Raw genomic sequence first — 14,052 nt, forward strand, 5'->3', positions numbered from 1 at the left:
GAATTATATGAAATACTTTGGAACGCTATTTTTATCTCTCTTTTTATTAGTTTCTTGTAACGACAAAAATAAAAAGACCTATAAACCTGTTTCGGTTGGCGCAATCAATTCGCTGGCTGTGGTAATGGATAATCAACTTTGGGAAGGTAAGGTGGGCGATAAAGTAAGAGAGCATTTTGCGGCACCTATACTAGGGCTTACCTGGAACGAACCCCAATTTACTATAGAACATATGCCCCTTCAGGTATTTACGGGGATGACACGTCATAGACGTTCCGTTTTATATGTCAGTTTAGACAGTCTGGATTTGGCACATATAAAAACCGATTTGTACGCAACACCTCAAAAGGTTGGTGTAATAAAAGGGAGAACAGAAGAAGAACTCATTAATAATCTGGATGCCGGGGCTGATGAAATCATTGCGTCTTTCAAAAGCACAGAAATGAAAGAGGCCCAAAAAAGATTTTTGCGCTCGCTGAATAAAGACACAATATTACAGTCCAAATTTGACATTTCACTTAGGCTACCATCAATTTATAAGGTGGGGAAAGAAGAAGATAATTTTATTTGGATAGATCGTGAAATTCCCAAGGGGACTATGAATATTATTGTGTACGCTATGCCCTGGGAAAGTTTTGAAAATGATTCTACTTTCGTGAAAGATATTGTAAAGATGAGGGATTCTATTGGCAAAAAGCATATCCCTGGTCCTGATATTCCTAATAAAACGACCTATATGGTTACTGAGAAGGCATTTGCTCCTTACGTGTTCCCGGCTGAGATTTCCGGAAAAAAAGCGGCGGAAGCCAGAGGGATATGGGAAATTCAAAATTATCCTATGGCAGGTCCTTTTTTGACCTATATTATAAACGACAAGGCAAATAATAGAAAATTGATCCTGGAGGGATTTACTTTTGCTCCTGCAACCAACAAAAGAGATTATATGTTTGAACTAGAAGCCATTCTCAAAACAGTTCAGTTTAATTAGGCTTAAATAGTAGTAGTTAAAAAGCCCCTGAAAATATTTTTCAGGGGCTTTTATATTTTATACCTCCGATAATTAATCAAATGCAAAACCGGTGGCTACTCTAAATATAAAAGCATATACGGTAATGAGTAGCAGAGCAAAACAAAACCAGGAAAATACTTTGAAATATTTATTTAAAAAAATGTTCGTCCAATTTCTGAAAGCTTCTAAATAGAGCTCTTTAAAAAGTAATATTTTATCCATAAAGTGTATTTTTTGAAGTTAACTATAACAAAGATCATTTTATAGATTAAATATGGTATATAAATCGGTTGAAGAGCATAAATATTTGCCGTAGGAACAGACATGCTTTCCGACATCTTTGAAAGGCATGAAATAGGCGTTTAAATGCACGGAGAGCAGACTTTACTAGAGAACCCTAGGGAATATATAGAAAATAAAAAAGCGCCCGGCTAAGGGCGCTCTTTGGTATTTAGGTTGCTTGGTGTTAATCGAAAGCAAATCCCGTAGCTACTCTAAACAAAAATGCATAAAGCACAATGATAAAAGATGCAAAACAAAACCAGGAAAATGCTTTGAAATAGTTTTTTACTATAACATGGCCAAGATTTTTAAAGGCCTCAGAATAAATTTCTTTAAAAAGTAAAATATGTTTCATAGGTTGGATTTTAGGATCTAAGACTATATTAATAACTAAATTTTATTTTAATACGTATTTTGGGCGGTAGGTTTGTTGTGAAAACGCTACATAGGGTTGTGAAAATCAATAGATTAAAGAAAACTCCTTAAAGAAAATCAACGTGTTTAGGAACTCGAGCGAGTATATAAAAACACAATACTATCGATTAATTGTTCCTATTTGAACTACATCTTTACAATTATGAACTCTGAACGCCTGTTGAGTTGATGTTTGGCTGAACTACACCTCACCGTACCATCACATTCGTTGAGTAATCTTTCTTCTCCATATCCTATAGCGCTTTCTATGCGATCAGGAGAAATTCCCTGGGATATCAGATATTCCCGCGTGGACTTAGCCCTTTTATCTGACAGGTATTTATTATAGGCTCTTTTACCCCTGGAATCTGTGTGAGATTCAATTTTAATAACCATAGTTTTATGCTCATTCATTACCTCAACCAGTTTATCCAGTTCACTGGCAGCATCATTTCTGATATAAAACTTGTCAAAATCAAAGAAGATCATATCTATTTTTAACTTTTTGATCCCATCTTCTATTACAATCAGCTCCTTAAGTTTTTTCATCGATATGTCAGCCTGCACTAACTCATTTTCCTTGGTAATTACAGATTGTTCATCAATAAAATAGGTGTCCTTAACGGCCTTTAGGATGTATTTTGTAGAGCTTTCAAGATCCTCGAACACAAAACTTCCATCTTCACCGGTAACTACTTCTTTTAGCTTAATATTATTTTCATCTAAGAGCATTACCAACGCTTCAGGCATTATTTCTCCTGTCACTAATTCAGTTACCACCCCGGCTATTGCATTTTCGTTTGCTTCTTCTGGTAGTAATCTTTGAAATGAATAAATATCGTCATCCCCTTTGCCTCCCCTTCTGTTTGATGCAAAAAAGCCTTTTTGAGTTTCTTCATCTACAATGTAAGAGAAGTCATCTTTTTTACTATTTACCGGTTGGCCTGCGTTCCTTACTTCCAAAAAACCCGCTTCGCTATCATAAGCCACCTCGTATATGTCCAGTCCCCCTATACCAACATGTCCATCTGAAGAAAAATAAAGCTTTTTATCGCTAATAAACGGAAACATCTCTTTTCGTTCGGTGTTAATTTCCGGGCCAAGATTTCTGGGCTCGGAAAATTGACCATCACCAAGTACATCTACTACAAAAATATCCGTCATGCCAATACTTCCAGGCATATCGGACACAAAATACATTTGTTTTCCATCCGGGCTCAGGGCGGGATGGCCGGTAGAGTAATCGTCGCTATTAAAAGGCAGTTCTTCCCCTTCTGTCCATTCGCCATCTACTTTTTTGGACATGTATATTTTCAAATTATTATTACCGTTTTTGTCTCTTTTTAATTTTTTTCCGTAATTATTGCGGGTGAAATACATGGTTTGATTGTCCGGTGAAAATGTCACAGCCGCTTCATGGTATTTGGTATTTATCTTTTTAGAAAATTTGATAGCATCTCTAACTTCCTGTGATTCCTGATTTATTTTTGCAACATAGAGATCAAGATAGGGTTGGTTGTTATATTTATACCGCCTGGTATTAAAATATGATGAATCGTTGGCTGAAGCAAACACCAACGCGTTATCATTATAGAACATTGGAGAGAAATCTGAATACTTAGAATTTATAGCCAAGTTAAAAAGGTCTATTTTTTCCTCGGCACTAAGTATATTGTCTAAAATTATTTCATCGCGTGTTGCCCTGGATAAATCTTGTAGTTCACGCGTATTTCCTTTTTTCATTTCTCGATCATATAATCGCATCAAACGCTTGGCCCTGGCGTACTTCCCGGTGCCTTTTGAGGAATTGGCATATTTAAAGATATTCTCTGCAGACATCTCATTTTGGTAATTCGTATACAGCTTATCATACCAGTAATAAGCTCTTTCCATATTAGTATTGTAATAATGTGAATCCCCGGCTTTTTCTATTATTTTAAAAGATTGATTATTGGGATTCGATTCCAGTACCTGTTCGTATAATTCCGCAGCTTCTGCGTACCACATCTTACTAAAATATGCATCTGCCTTTTGAAGCAGTTTGTCATTAGGAAAAATGGAGGCATTTTTTTTAAGTATTCGGGAAATAGTAAGTTCTTTAAAATTCTCAGGATTGACTTTATTGGAGGATTCTGAAACAGTTTTCTTATTCTTCTCCAGGGTATTCAAATCTTTCGCAGCTGCCACTTCGTTTGGATCAAAGACATTCATGATCCACAATTTATCATTATAGTTTCCATTTAGATTTGACTTACAGGTATTTATTGCCGCTTCCCAATCCTTAGATTCTTCAATATATACATAGTTTAAACCACTTTCAGGGTGAGTTGCTACTTTGGAAGCCAGATTTTTTTTACTTAGCTTTTCCCGGAAAGATTTAACATTGTCAATGTTCCCAAATACACCTGCAACTATATAATAGCCATTCCTTAAACCCTTGAACCCGGGAACTATCCTGGCCGCAATTTTGTATTCCTTTGCTGCCTTAATAAACTCTTTTGATGTTTTAAGTGAGTTTTCTTTTAATTCGTCGCGATCAATATCTGTCTTCTTATTGACTTGGTCCGATTTACTTCCCTGAACATTCATAATCCAAACCTCTGACCGATATTTCCCATTCATTGCTGTGGAACAAGAGCTAATGGCTTCTTGCCAATTCTCATGCTGAGCAAGGGAAACATAGTTTAGTTTACTAACGGGATGCGTAATAATAATCGGATTTAGTCGCTTAAGTCTCAATTTTTGAGCAAATTTATTCGCGTTCGCTCGATCTCCGTATACCCCGGCAATAATGTAGTAACCATTTTGTGCAACTGTAAAATCTTTGACTAACCTTGTAGGAATGCCGTATTCTCTGGCCATTCGTCTAAAATCAACATCAGTATTGGGTTTTGGAGCCTCAATATCATTATTGGTAACTTCAATGTTTGTATTATGATAAGTTATTTCATCTGAAGATGTCAATTCCTTTATTGATTCACTCCAATGCGCACTTACCCCAATTGTTGTTAGAAATAGTATAGTAAGAAAAAGCTGTATTAATTTTGTATTCATTAGTTCAATGGCTTGGGAAATATTATTATCGGCCTTAGGTATTATTGTTTTAAATGTTTAGGCAGAGTTTCACCAATATGATTGTTTTAACGACGAAATTAGAGGTATTAATACTCCTTGTTTATTTTTTGTTGTGAAAGAGATGTTTTTTGTCGTGTACGATCAACTTATGTATTTCATCGATAAAAAGGAAGGTGGATTGTCTATTATATTCTGTATGGAAAGTACTACAAAATGGCCTGAAGCGTTATTTCAAATTGTCTGTTAGGCCAATAAAAAAGGGAGTATATAAACAAAACGATAGGTATAATATAAAGATATAATCTTTTCATATCCCATAAAAAAAGGCGCCAGTGATGGCGCCTTTTATCTATTAAGAAATTTCTTAATTATTCTTCTTTCTTCTCCTCTAGTTGATCGTCTTCTTTAGAGGCATCTTTAAATTCTTTAATTCCACTCCCCAAACCTCTCATCAATTCAGGTATTTTTTTGCCTCCGAATAAAAGTAGCACGAGTACCACAACTACGGCTATTTGCCAGGGACCTATTACTAAAAAGGTAATTAATGATACCATAATTTTATAATTTAATGGATTACAAAGGTACTAAAAAAGTACTTATATTATTGTTAATAGTAACGGGAAGATCTATTTTAAATTGTAAACGTCAAAAAATGGGTCTTATCCGTAAATTAAAAGTAGGTTAAATTTTTGAATACTATAAATTTAAAAGGTATTTACTGCTTAATTCAAATCGAAGTTTATCTTTGTGTTTTATGGCTAAAAAAGGAAAAAAGAGAAAAGAAATTCGGAGAAAGCTGCTACATAAGTATCGACTGGTGATACTTAACGAAAGTACTTTTGAAGAAAAGATTTCTTTTAAACTTAGCAGACTCAATGTGTTTGTCACCGGATCCCTTTTTATTATCGGACTTATCGGGCTAACAACATTACTTATTGCTTTTACACCTTTAAGAGAATATATACCCGGTTACTCTTCAACTAAGCTTAAAAGACAGGCAACAGAATTAACATATAAGACAGACTCCCTGGTCACGGTCCTAAATTATACCAACAAGTATTTAAATAATATTCGAATGGTCCTGCGAGGTGATATTGAAAACAATCAAATTAATAGAGACTCCCTTTTTGAACAATTTAAAATAGACCCCTCAACCGTAGATCTTTCTCCAATCAGAGAGGACTCCATTCTAAGAGCAGAAGTGGCATTAGAAGATAAGTACAATCTTTTTGAAAATAATAAAGAAGGCGAGGGACTTGTCCTGTTTTCACCCGTAAGCGGCACAATTTCTCAGGAATATGATGCTCAAATCAAACACTATGCGGTAGATATAGTTGCCCTTAAAGATACTCCGGTAAAAGCAGTTGCTGCTGGAACCGTAATTTTTTCTGAATGGACTACTGAAACGGGCTATGTCATAATTATGGAGCATAAAAACGGCATACTTTCAGTCTATAAACACAACGGTTCATTGAACAAGAACCAGGGAGACTTTGTCAGGGCCGGAGAGGTTATTGCCTCGGTGGGAAACACCGGAGAATTAACTACTGGGCCTCATTTGCATTTTGAGTTGTGGAACAATGGTAATCCGGTAAATCCGGCTGATTATATCGACTTTAACTAGAAAGGATGTCTTTAAAATCTTTAGCAGCCAGAATTTTTGCAAAAAACATCGCCCGTAAAACCGCTAAGTGGGCCGGTGAACCTTTAAAAAGTCAGGAAAAGGTTTTCAAACATTTAATACGGTATGCTCAAAACACAAAATTTGGAATTGATCATAATTTTAAACAAATTAAGAGCCACTCAGAATTTGTAAATGAAGTTCCAATAAGAGATTATGAAGCTTTACGCGAGTATGTGGAGCAAGCGGTAGCGGGCAAAGAAGATGTACTTTGGCCCGGAAAACCAATCTATTTTGCAAAAACCTCAGGAACGACCTCAGGGGCCAAATATATTCCCATTACTTCCGAATCTATTAAAGAACAGGTTCTTGCCTCAAGGAATGCAATTCTGAATTATATCCATGAAACGGGTAATTCCGATTTTGTTGACGGGAAGTGGATTTTTCTACAGGGAAGTCCGGAGTTACAAGAAAAAAACGGGATTAAACTAGGTAGATTATCGGGCATTTCGGCACATTATGTGCCCAACTACCTTCAAAAAAACCGCTTGCCCAGTTGGGAAACAAATTGTATTGAAGACTGGGAAACCAAGGTGGAAAAGATTGTAGAGGAGACAATAAAAGAAGATATGACACTGATTGCAGGTATACCTTCATGGGTTCAGATGTATTTTGAAAAATTAAAATCCACGAGCGATAAAAATATAGGGATACTATTCAAAAATTTTAAACTATTTATTTATGGTGGGGTCAATTATGAGCCCTACAGGGCAAAATTTGAAGAACTTATAGGCCGCAGGGTGGATAGCATAGAATTATTTCCGGCAAGTGAAGGATTTTTCGCGTATCAGAACTCTCAAAAGGAAGAGGGCATGTTGTTATTGCTCGCCTCAGGTATTTTCTATGAATTCGTTAAGGCAGATGAATTTTTTGAGGATCAACCCAAACGGCTTACCATTGGAGAAGTAGAACTAAATACAAATTATGTAATGATAATTTCTACCAATGCAGGCCTTTGGGGATACAATCTTGGAGATACCGTTCGGTTTATTTCAACTAATCCATATAAAATAGTAGTTACAGGGCGGATAAAACATTTTATTTCTGCATTTGGAGAACATGTTATTGCAAAAGAGGTTGAGGTTGCAATGCAAAAGGCCGTTGAGGCATGTGATGCTTCTATTAATGAGTTTACGGTAGCACCGCAAATTACACCTGAAGAGGATGAACTGCCATACCATGAGTGGTTTATTGAATTTGAACGAAAACCTTCCGATATGTCTAAGTTTATAGAGATTCTGGATACAACTCTTCAACAACAAAACAGTTATTATTTTGATCTGATTGATGGTAAAATACTACAGCGTTTAAAAATTACCTCAATAAAAAAAGGTGGTTTTCATGAGTATATGAAATCTATTGGAAAATTAGGAGGTCAAAATAAGGTACAACGCCTTTCTAATGACAGGTCAGTTGCGGATAAGTTAGCATTACAGAGAGAATAATAACAGTAATTTTAGTTTTAGGGCGAAGAGTTTTAGCCATCAATCAGTCTTAATTTCATAGACCCAACTAAATCATAAATTTTAAAATGTAATTTTGCTATTGTCTATGGAGATAGTTAAAGATAATACCAGAGCACAGGAGTCTACAAATGCGATTGAGCGGATGTATATTACCATGCGTCATTTATTCAACAGAGGCTTTTATAAGCCAACGGGGATTTCCGGGGAAACTTTAAGAAATGCCCTTTTATCCTTGCATCCCGAAATTTATGGTTCAGTAGCTGAGGATAAGGCCGAACTTAACGGGCTTGTTTATGTATTGGAACGATTACCCTCCGGAATAGAGCAGTGCAGATATATTAATCTTACCTCAGATGAAGGATATGGAAAATCTCACTTTAAGGCAATTATACCACCCAAGAGGAGAAGAAATTGCTATCGAATAGATAGTGAGCAGATGAATATTGAAATCACAAGAGGGCGCTCAGATATTTATGATATACTTACACATCTTACCTTTTTGTATATAGAAGCCGATAAAATATGCCAGCGAGTATTAATTGAGGACTCAAATAAGACTATACGTGATTGGAAAAAACTGGAAAAGGCAGCTACTAAAGCCAGGCTTACAAGGGAGGAAAAGGAAACTGCATTAATCCATACTGCAAACATCCTTGGAAGATCATTTGTTGAGGTGTTAGATGTATATGAAAAACTGGCAACAAAGAAGGAACCTGAACGATTTTTGAAGATTCTGTATTGGTTAGGTAAATTATCGCTTGAGGAGGAAACGGGGGGCGAAAAAAGAGTGATTACGTTTAGCAGTATGTTAAGGGATCGCCTGGGGCATCATGTTCACGGTGAAATATGGGCCGAAACCATAAAGAAAACACTAAAAACGCACAATTTATTAAAAAGGCCAATTCATATTATTAGTGCCAATATGCATAGTGTGGTAAATTCCCTATATGCCAGAAAAGCGCTTAGCAAAGAGTTTCCTTCAAACGGATCCCTTGAGATATATGAGGCTTTAAGTTCCACGGATAATATTGCTTTACGCAATAAAGTGATTGCCACAGCAAAGCGGAACGGCATGATAGCTTTAGAGGACACTTCAGGAACAAATATTGATGTTCAGATATTTGATATGGCTAAATTAGGACAGGACGCCTGTTGTTATGAACTTAATATGGCACTTCCTGATGATAAAAAACCTGTTATATTTGTAATGGACTATGCCTTTGGGGAACAGGCATATGAAACAATAGATGAACTTTTAAAACCCTATGTTCTGGAAAATGGCAAAAATATCTTTTTAGATGTGGCTTCAATTTCAATTATGGGAAAAGCGGGTATTCTTGAAGGTGGTAAAGGAGATTTAATGATCCCGTCTGCGCATATTTTTGAAGGCACAGCTGATAATTATCCTTTTAAGAACGAACTTTGCGCCAAAGATTTTGAGGGGAATGGTTTAAAAGTTCTTGAGGGTACAATGGTCACTGTTTTGGGCACTTCGCTACAGAATAAGGATATTCTGCGATTCTTTCACGAATCTACCTGGCGGGCAATTGGGCTGGAAATGGAGGGGGTACATTATCAGAAAGCAATTCAGGCAGCTTCTAAAATCAGGAAAAGCATAAGGGAGGAAGTTAAGGTAAGATATGCCTATTATGCGTCAGACAATCCATTAGAATCAGGGAGTACACTAGCTTCGGGAGGCCTGGGAACTACAGGTGTAAAGCCTACCTACCTGATAACAGATAAAATACTTAAGCAAATTTTTAATTCCTAAACATGGCAGATCAGCAAACATCGAAAGAAACCACATCAAATGATGAAATAGATTTGGGACAATTATTTAATATGATTGGCAATGGCTTTAATAGGCTATTCAGATGGTTTTTAAGAATTTTCCTTTATTTTAAAAAGAATCTCCTAATTCTACTTGCCCTTGCAGTGGTAGGTGCCTTAATTGCCTTGGGTTTAAATCAAATTGTAACCAAAAAACTTAAAATAGAGGTCATTGTAAAACCGAATTTAGAGAGCAAAGGTTATTTATATGATGTGGTTAATGAGATCGACGCCAATATTAAGGCCAATGACACCACTTTTTTTAGAAAAATTGGTTTAAATATTCCAAATTTAAAAGGTTATGCGATAACAATAAACCAGGCTTTGGATAAAACTAGTTCCGGAGATGATCTTGAGTATTTAGAGCTGTTGGAGAAATTTCAGGAAAACGGATTGGTATCAGACATCATTAGAACCGAAATATTGAATAAAAGTTCACTAGATCATAAAATTACGTTTTCGTTTAAAGAAACTGATAGGGGTCAGGAATTTTCTCGAAAGGTTATGCAATATATTAATTCCAATGACTATTATACGGAATTGACTCAAATCCAAAAGGATAATGCACAGGACCGAATAAAACAAGATGAAGTCCTTCTGGGTCAAATAGACCAATTGATTTCAAGATATTCAGATAAAATGGCAAGTACAGAAGGTCAAATTACTGAACAACGGATCATTTTGGATAATGAGAAACAATTGGATATTGCTGAACTATTTAATTTAAAAAATAATCTGATTCGGGATATTGAAAGAAAAAAAATGGAACTCCAGGAACAAAAAGAACCGATTAGCATTATAAATTTTGGAAGTTCCCAGGAAGTCCAGAAGTCTCTTTTTGGCAAGAATATTGTTCTTATCCCCATGATTCTAATAAGCCTTTTTATTTTAATTGATATTATAAAATACCTTAATCAAAAGGCTAAAGAAATGCAACTCTGATGACTGAGACCGGCAAAGATCGAAATATTTTAATAACCGGAGGCGCAGGATTTATTGGTTCCCATGTTGTACGCAGATTTTTAAAAGAATATCCGGGCTATCATATATATAACCTTGATGTGCTCACTTATGCGGGGAACTTGGAAAATCTGAGGGACGTTGAAGAGTATCCTAATTACTCCTTTTTAAAAGGAGATATATTGGATGAACAATTTCTTAAGCAGATCTTTGAAAAACATCAATTCGATGGGGTCATTCACCTGGCAGCTGAATCCCATGTAGATCGCTCCATAACGGATCCTTTGGCTTTTGTGCGTACCAATATCATAGGAACTGTTAATCTGTTGAATGCATCAAGAGATCTTTGGAAAGAGAATAAGAACAACAAGCGTTTTTATCATATCAGCACAGATGAAGTTTATGGGACATTAGGTGCGGAGGGTTTATTTACCGAAAACACACCATATGATCCGAACTCACCTTATTCTGCCTCAAAGGCCAGTTCAGATCACTTTGTAAGGGCATATGGCGAGACCTATGGGTTACCTTATGTGATTACGAATTGCTCTAACAATTACGGCCCCAATCATTTTCCTGAAAAACTCATTCCTCTTTTCATTAATAATATTATTGAAAACAAGCCTTTACCGGTTTATGGCGATGGAAAATACACCCGTGACTGGTTGTTTGTAAAAGATCACGCCGCTGCCATTGATTTGGTTTTTCATAAGGGGAAAGACTTTGAGACCTATAATATAGGAGGTTTTAACGAATGGCAGAATATTGATTTAGTAAAACTCCTTTGTAAATTGATGGATCAAAAGTTAAATAGGGAGGAAGGCACCTCATCGAAGTTGATAACTTATGTAAAGGACCGCCCGGGACATGATTTGAGATATGCCATAGATGCCGGTAAAATAAATAAAGAATTGGGATGGCGACCTTCCGTCACCTTTGAGGAAGGCCTGGAGCTAACTATTGATTGGTATCTTGAGAATCAGGAATGGTTAGATCATGTTACCTCTGGCAATTATCAGGAATATTATGAAAAAATGTATAAGGAAAGAAATGTCTCCCAACAAAGTATAAGCAAATGAAAGGAATAATTTTAGCTGGGGGTTCTGGAACACGATTACATCCGTTGACTTTATCGGTAAGTAAACAACTTATGCCTATTTATGATAAACCAATGATTTATTACCCTCTTTCTACGCTTATGTATGCGGGGATTCAAGAAATATTGATTATTTCTACACCTAAAGATCTTCCTCTTTTTAAAGAATTATTAGGGGATGGGAAGAAATATGGTTGTAGTTTTTCCTATGCTGTTCAAGACGCTCCAAATGGTTTGGCCGAAGCTTTTATTATAGGTGCGGACTTCATAGGAAAAGATAAAGTCGCTTTGATTCTAGGGGACAATATTTTCTATGGTTCTGGCCTGGCAAAACTCTTGCAGTCGAATAATGACCCGGATGGGGGTGTCATCTATGCATATAGGGTTCATGATCCCGAACGCTATGGGGTTGTAGAGTTTGATAAAGATGGAAAAGCTATAAGTTTAGAGGAAAAGCCATCTGAACCAAAATCCAATTATGCCGTTCCTGGAATTTATTTTTACGATAATGACGTAGTTGAAATCGCCTCAAACATCCCGCTCAGTTCCAGAGGAGAGTTGGAGATAACCGATGTTAATAAGGTATATCTGGATAGAAATAAATTAAGTGTAAGTATTTTGGATAGGGGAACTGCCTGGTTGGATACTGGAACTTTTCAATCTTTAATGCAGGCTTCACAATTTGTAGAGGTATTAGAAGAACGTCAAGGTCTTAAAATTGGGGCAATTGAGGTGGCAGCATATGAAATGGGTTATATTGATAAACAACAATTCAAAAATCTCGCAGAACCCTTAATGAAAAGTGGCTATGGCATTAATTTATTAGGAATTCTTAATGAACCTAAATGATATTTAAAGAGACTAAACTTAAAGGATGTTTTGTTTTAGAACCAAATGTTTTTGAGGATAAGAGGGGATATTTTTTGGAATCTTTTAATAAAGAAATGTTTAACCGTGGAATAGGGAATACCGTTAATTTTGTTCAGGACAATCAATCTTTCTCTTATCAAGGTGTAATAAGAGCACTACATTATCAAATTGGGGATCATGCACAGGCCAAATTGGTAAGGGTGTTATCAGGAACTGTATTGGATGTGGCTGTAGATTTAAGAAAGGACTCTGTTACTTTTGGAGAGCATATTGCTGTTGAACTGAGTCATGAAAACAAAAAACAACTTTTTATACCGAGAGGCTTTGCACATGGTTTTGTGGTTTTGAGTGACTCGGCAGAATTCTTTTATAAATGTGATAATTATTACAACAAGGCCTCTGAAGGAGGTATTATTTTTAATGATCCAACATTAAAAATTGATTGGAAATTACCAGCAGATCAATATAAAGTTTCAGAGAAAGACTTAGTTTTGCCACCTTTAGAAAAGGCCAGATTATGAAGAGCATATTGGTAACCGGTTCTGAAGGGCAATTGGGAAAATGTTTACAGAAAATCGCCTGTAACTATGATTCTTTGGATTTTAAATTCATGGACTCCAAAGGCTTGGATATAACCAATGCAAAAAGTATAAACTCAGTGTTTGAATCTAAGCATTACGATTACTGTATTAACTGTTAGGTTTTTACCAATGTGTAACAGGCTGAAAAAACACCTGAAATAGCTTTTTTGGTGAAAGCAGAAGGAGCGAAGAATTTAGCCCTTATCTGCAAAGAAAAACAAGTAAAACTTATTCATATATCTACAGATTACGTTTTGGATAAGGAAAAGGGATATTTAACTACAGATTTGCCAAATCCCATCAATCAATATGGAATGTCTAAGTTAGCTGGTGAAAACTATATCAAAGACGTATTAGAGAAATATTTCATCATCAGGACTTCCTGGTTGTATTCAGAATTCGGTCATAATTTCTATAGGACTATTCTAAATAAAGCTCAGACTGAAAAGGTATTTTATATTACGGATGAACAAACAGGGTGTCCAACAAATGCCAATAATTTGGCAAAATATATATTAAATTTAATTGCTTCTCAGAACACAGAATACGGTATTTATCATTTTACAGATGGGAAAGCCATGTCCTGGTATGATTTTGCAAAAAAAGATTCTTAAAGAAAACAATCTGCATGAGAAGGTAAGAGTTGAAAAAGCAAAGAATTATCGTACTTTTGCCAAAAGACCAAAGAACAGTGTTATAATTTAAGCGAAAGCTCAAAATCTTCCGACTGTATTTGGAATATACAAGACATGTTGCCCGTAATGGATTGGATACAAAAAAAAAAGATT

At 35.8% G+C, this 14,052-nt stretch carries 13 protein-coding genes; 9 read left to right on the forward strand and 4 right to left on the reverse strand.

All coding sequences use genetic code 11. The annotated features are described in order from the left end of the window. The first annotated feature begins 7 nt into the window (after nucleotides 1–7). Nucleotides 8–988: a DUF4837 family protein gene (locus Q0874_RS03805; protein ID WP_299159581.1), complete on the forward strand. Its 981-nt coding sequence runs from the start codon at nucleotides 8–10 to the stop codon at nucleotides 986–988. Between the two features lie 72 nt (nucleotides 989–1,060). On the opposite strand, the gene Q0874_RS03810 is transcribed toward Q0874_RS03805, so the two are convergent. The 4 genes from Q0874_RS03810 to tatA all read right to left on the reverse strand — a co-directional run bounded on the left by Q0874_RS03810 (nucleotide 1,061) and on the right by tatA (nucleotide 5,334). Then, nucleotides 1,061–1,231: a DUF6747 family protein gene (locus Q0874_RS03810; protein WP_299159584.1), complete on the reverse strand. Its 171-nt coding sequence runs from the start codon at nucleotides 1,229–1,231 to the stop codon at nucleotides 1,061–1,063. Between the two features lie 244 nt (nucleotides 1,232–1,475). After that, nucleotides 1,476–1,646, reverse strand: a complete 171-nt coding sequence (locus tag Q0874_RS03815; RefSeq protein WP_299159587.1) for a DUF6747 family protein — start codon at nucleotides 1,644–1,646, stop codon at nucleotides 1,476–1,478. 206 nt (nucleotides 1,647–1,852) lie between these two features. Then, entirely contained in the window at nucleotides 1,853–4,759 is a 2,907-nt protein-coding gene (locus Q0874_RS03820) for an OmpA family protein (protein ID WP_299159590.1), read from the reverse strand. A 389-nt stretch (nucleotides 4,760–5,148) separates the two neighbouring features. Further along, nucleotides 5,149–5,334 (reverse strand): twin-arginine translocase TatA/TatE family subunit, encoded by a 186-nt coding sequence (tatA, locus tag Q0874_RS03825; RefSeq protein ID WP_299159592.1) that lies wholly within the window; start codon nucleotides 5,332–5,334, stop codon nucleotides 5,149–5,151. A gap of 200 nt (nucleotides 5,335–5,534) precedes the next feature. Between tatA and Q0874_RS03830 the strand changes: the two genes are divergently transcribed. From Q0874_RS03830 to Q0874_RS03865, 8 genes are all read left to right on the forward strand, one after another. Next, nucleotides 5,535–6,404 (forward strand): M23 family metallopeptidase, encoded by an 870-nt coding sequence (locus tag Q0874_RS03830; protein WP_299159594.1) that lies wholly within the window; start codon nucleotides 5,535–5,537, stop codon nucleotides 6,402–6,404. 5 nt (nucleotides 6,405–6,409) lie between these two features. Next, entirely contained in the window at nucleotides 6,410–7,906 is a 1,497-nt protein-coding gene (locus Q0874_RS03835; RefSeq protein ID WP_299159597.1) for a GH3 auxin-responsive promoter family protein, read from the forward strand. A gap of 106 nt (nucleotides 7,907–8,012) precedes the next feature. After that, nucleotides 8,013–9,698: a hypothetical protein gene (locus Q0874_RS03840; RefSeq protein WP_299159599.1), complete on the forward strand. Its 1,686-nt coding sequence runs from the start codon at nucleotides 8,013–8,015 to the stop codon at nucleotides 9,696–9,698. A gap of 2 nt (nucleotides 9,699–9,700) precedes the next feature. Continuing rightward, a complete protein-coding gene (locus Q0874_RS03845; RefSeq protein ID WP_299159602.1) occupies nucleotides 9,701–10,699 on the forward strand; it encodes a hypothetical protein in 999 nt (332 codons plus the stop codon). After that, complete coding sequence (gene rfbB / locus Q0874_RS03850) at nucleotides 10,699–11,796, forward strand: dTDP-glucose 4,6-dehydratase (protein WP_299159604.1); 1,098 nt, start codon at nucleotides 10,699–10,701, stop codon at nucleotides 11,794–11,796. The genes Q0874_RS03845 and rfbB overlap by 1 nt, the downstream gene beginning before the upstream one ends. Next, nucleotides 11,793–12,662 (forward strand): glucose-1-phosphate thymidylyltransferase RfbA, encoded by an 870-nt coding sequence (gene rfbA / locus Q0874_RS03855; protein WP_299159606.1) that lies wholly within the window; start codon nucleotides 11,793–11,795, stop codon nucleotides 12,660–12,662. The genes rfbB and rfbA overlap by 4 nt, the downstream gene beginning before the upstream one ends. Next, complete coding sequence (rfbC, locus tag Q0874_RS03860) at nucleotides 12,659–13,204, forward strand: dTDP-4-dehydrorhamnose 3,5-epimerase (protein ID WP_299159608.1); 546 nt, start codon at nucleotides 12,659–12,661, stop codon at nucleotides 13,202–13,204. The genes rfbA and rfbC overlap by 4 nt, the downstream gene beginning before the upstream one ends. Nucleotides 13,205–13,434: 230 nt before the next feature. Then, nucleotides 13,435–13,878: an NAD(P)-dependent oxidoreductase gene (locus Q0874_RS03865; RefSeq protein WP_367275396.1), complete on the forward strand. Its 444-nt coding sequence runs from the start codon at nucleotides 13,435–13,437 to the stop codon at nucleotides 13,876–13,878. Nucleotides 13,879–14,052: the final 174 nt, after the last annotated feature.

Source organism: uncultured Eudoraea sp., from assembly GCF_947490415.1.
Classification (GTDB): domain Bacteria; phylum Bacteroidota; class Bacteroidia; order Flavobacteriales; family Flavobacteriaceae; genus Eudoraea.

What these genes read in the sequence shown, in the direction of transcription:
- Q0874_RS03805 (WP_299159581.1), top strand. Translation starts at nt 8, where the DNA reads ATGAAATACTTTGGAACGCTATTTTTATCTCTCTTTTTATTAGTTTCT.
- Q0874_RS03810 (WP_299159584.1), bottom strand. Translation starts at nt 1,231, where the DNA reads ATGGATAAAATATTACTTTTTAAAGAGCTCTATTTAGAAGCTTTCAGA.
- Q0874_RS03815 (WP_299159587.1), bottom strand. Translation starts at nt 1,646, where the DNA reads ATGAAACATATTTTACTTTTTAAAGAAATTTATTCTGAGGCCTTTAAA.
- Q0874_RS03820 (WP_299159590.1), bottom strand. Translation starts at nt 4,759, where the DNA reads ATGAATACAAAATTAATACAGCTTTTTCTTACTATACTATTTCTAACA.
- tatA (WP_299159592.1), bottom strand. Translation starts at nt 5,334, where the DNA reads ATGGTATCATTAATTACCTTTTTAGTAATAGGTCCCTGGCAAATAGCC.
- Q0874_RS03830 (WP_299159594.1), top strand. Translation starts at nt 5,535, where the DNA reads ATGGCTAAAAAAGGAAAAAAGAGAAAAGAAATTCGGAGAAAGCTGCTA.
- Q0874_RS03835 (WP_299159597.1), top strand. Translation starts at nt 6,410, where the DNA reads ATGTCTTTAAAATCTTTAGCAGCCAGAATTTTTGCAAAAAACATCGCC.
- Q0874_RS03840 (WP_299159599.1), top strand. Translation starts at nt 8,013, where the DNA reads ATGGAGATAGTTAAAGATAATACCAGAGCACAGGAGTCTACAAATGCG.
- Q0874_RS03845 (WP_299159602.1), top strand. Translation starts at nt 9,701, where the DNA reads ATGGCAGATCAGCAAACATCGAAAGAAACCACATCAAATGATGAAATA.
- rfbB (WP_299159604.1), top strand. Translation starts at nt 10,699, where the DNA reads ATGACTGAGACCGGCAAAGATCGAAATATTTTAATAACCGGAGGCGCA.
- rfbA (WP_299159606.1), top strand. Translation starts at nt 11,793, where the DNA reads ATGAAAGGAATAATTTTAGCTGGGGGTTCTGGAACACGATTACATCCG.
- rfbC (WP_299159608.1), top strand. Translation starts at nt 12,659, where the DNA reads ATGATATTTAAAGAGACTAAACTTAAAGGATGTTTTGTTTTAGAACCA.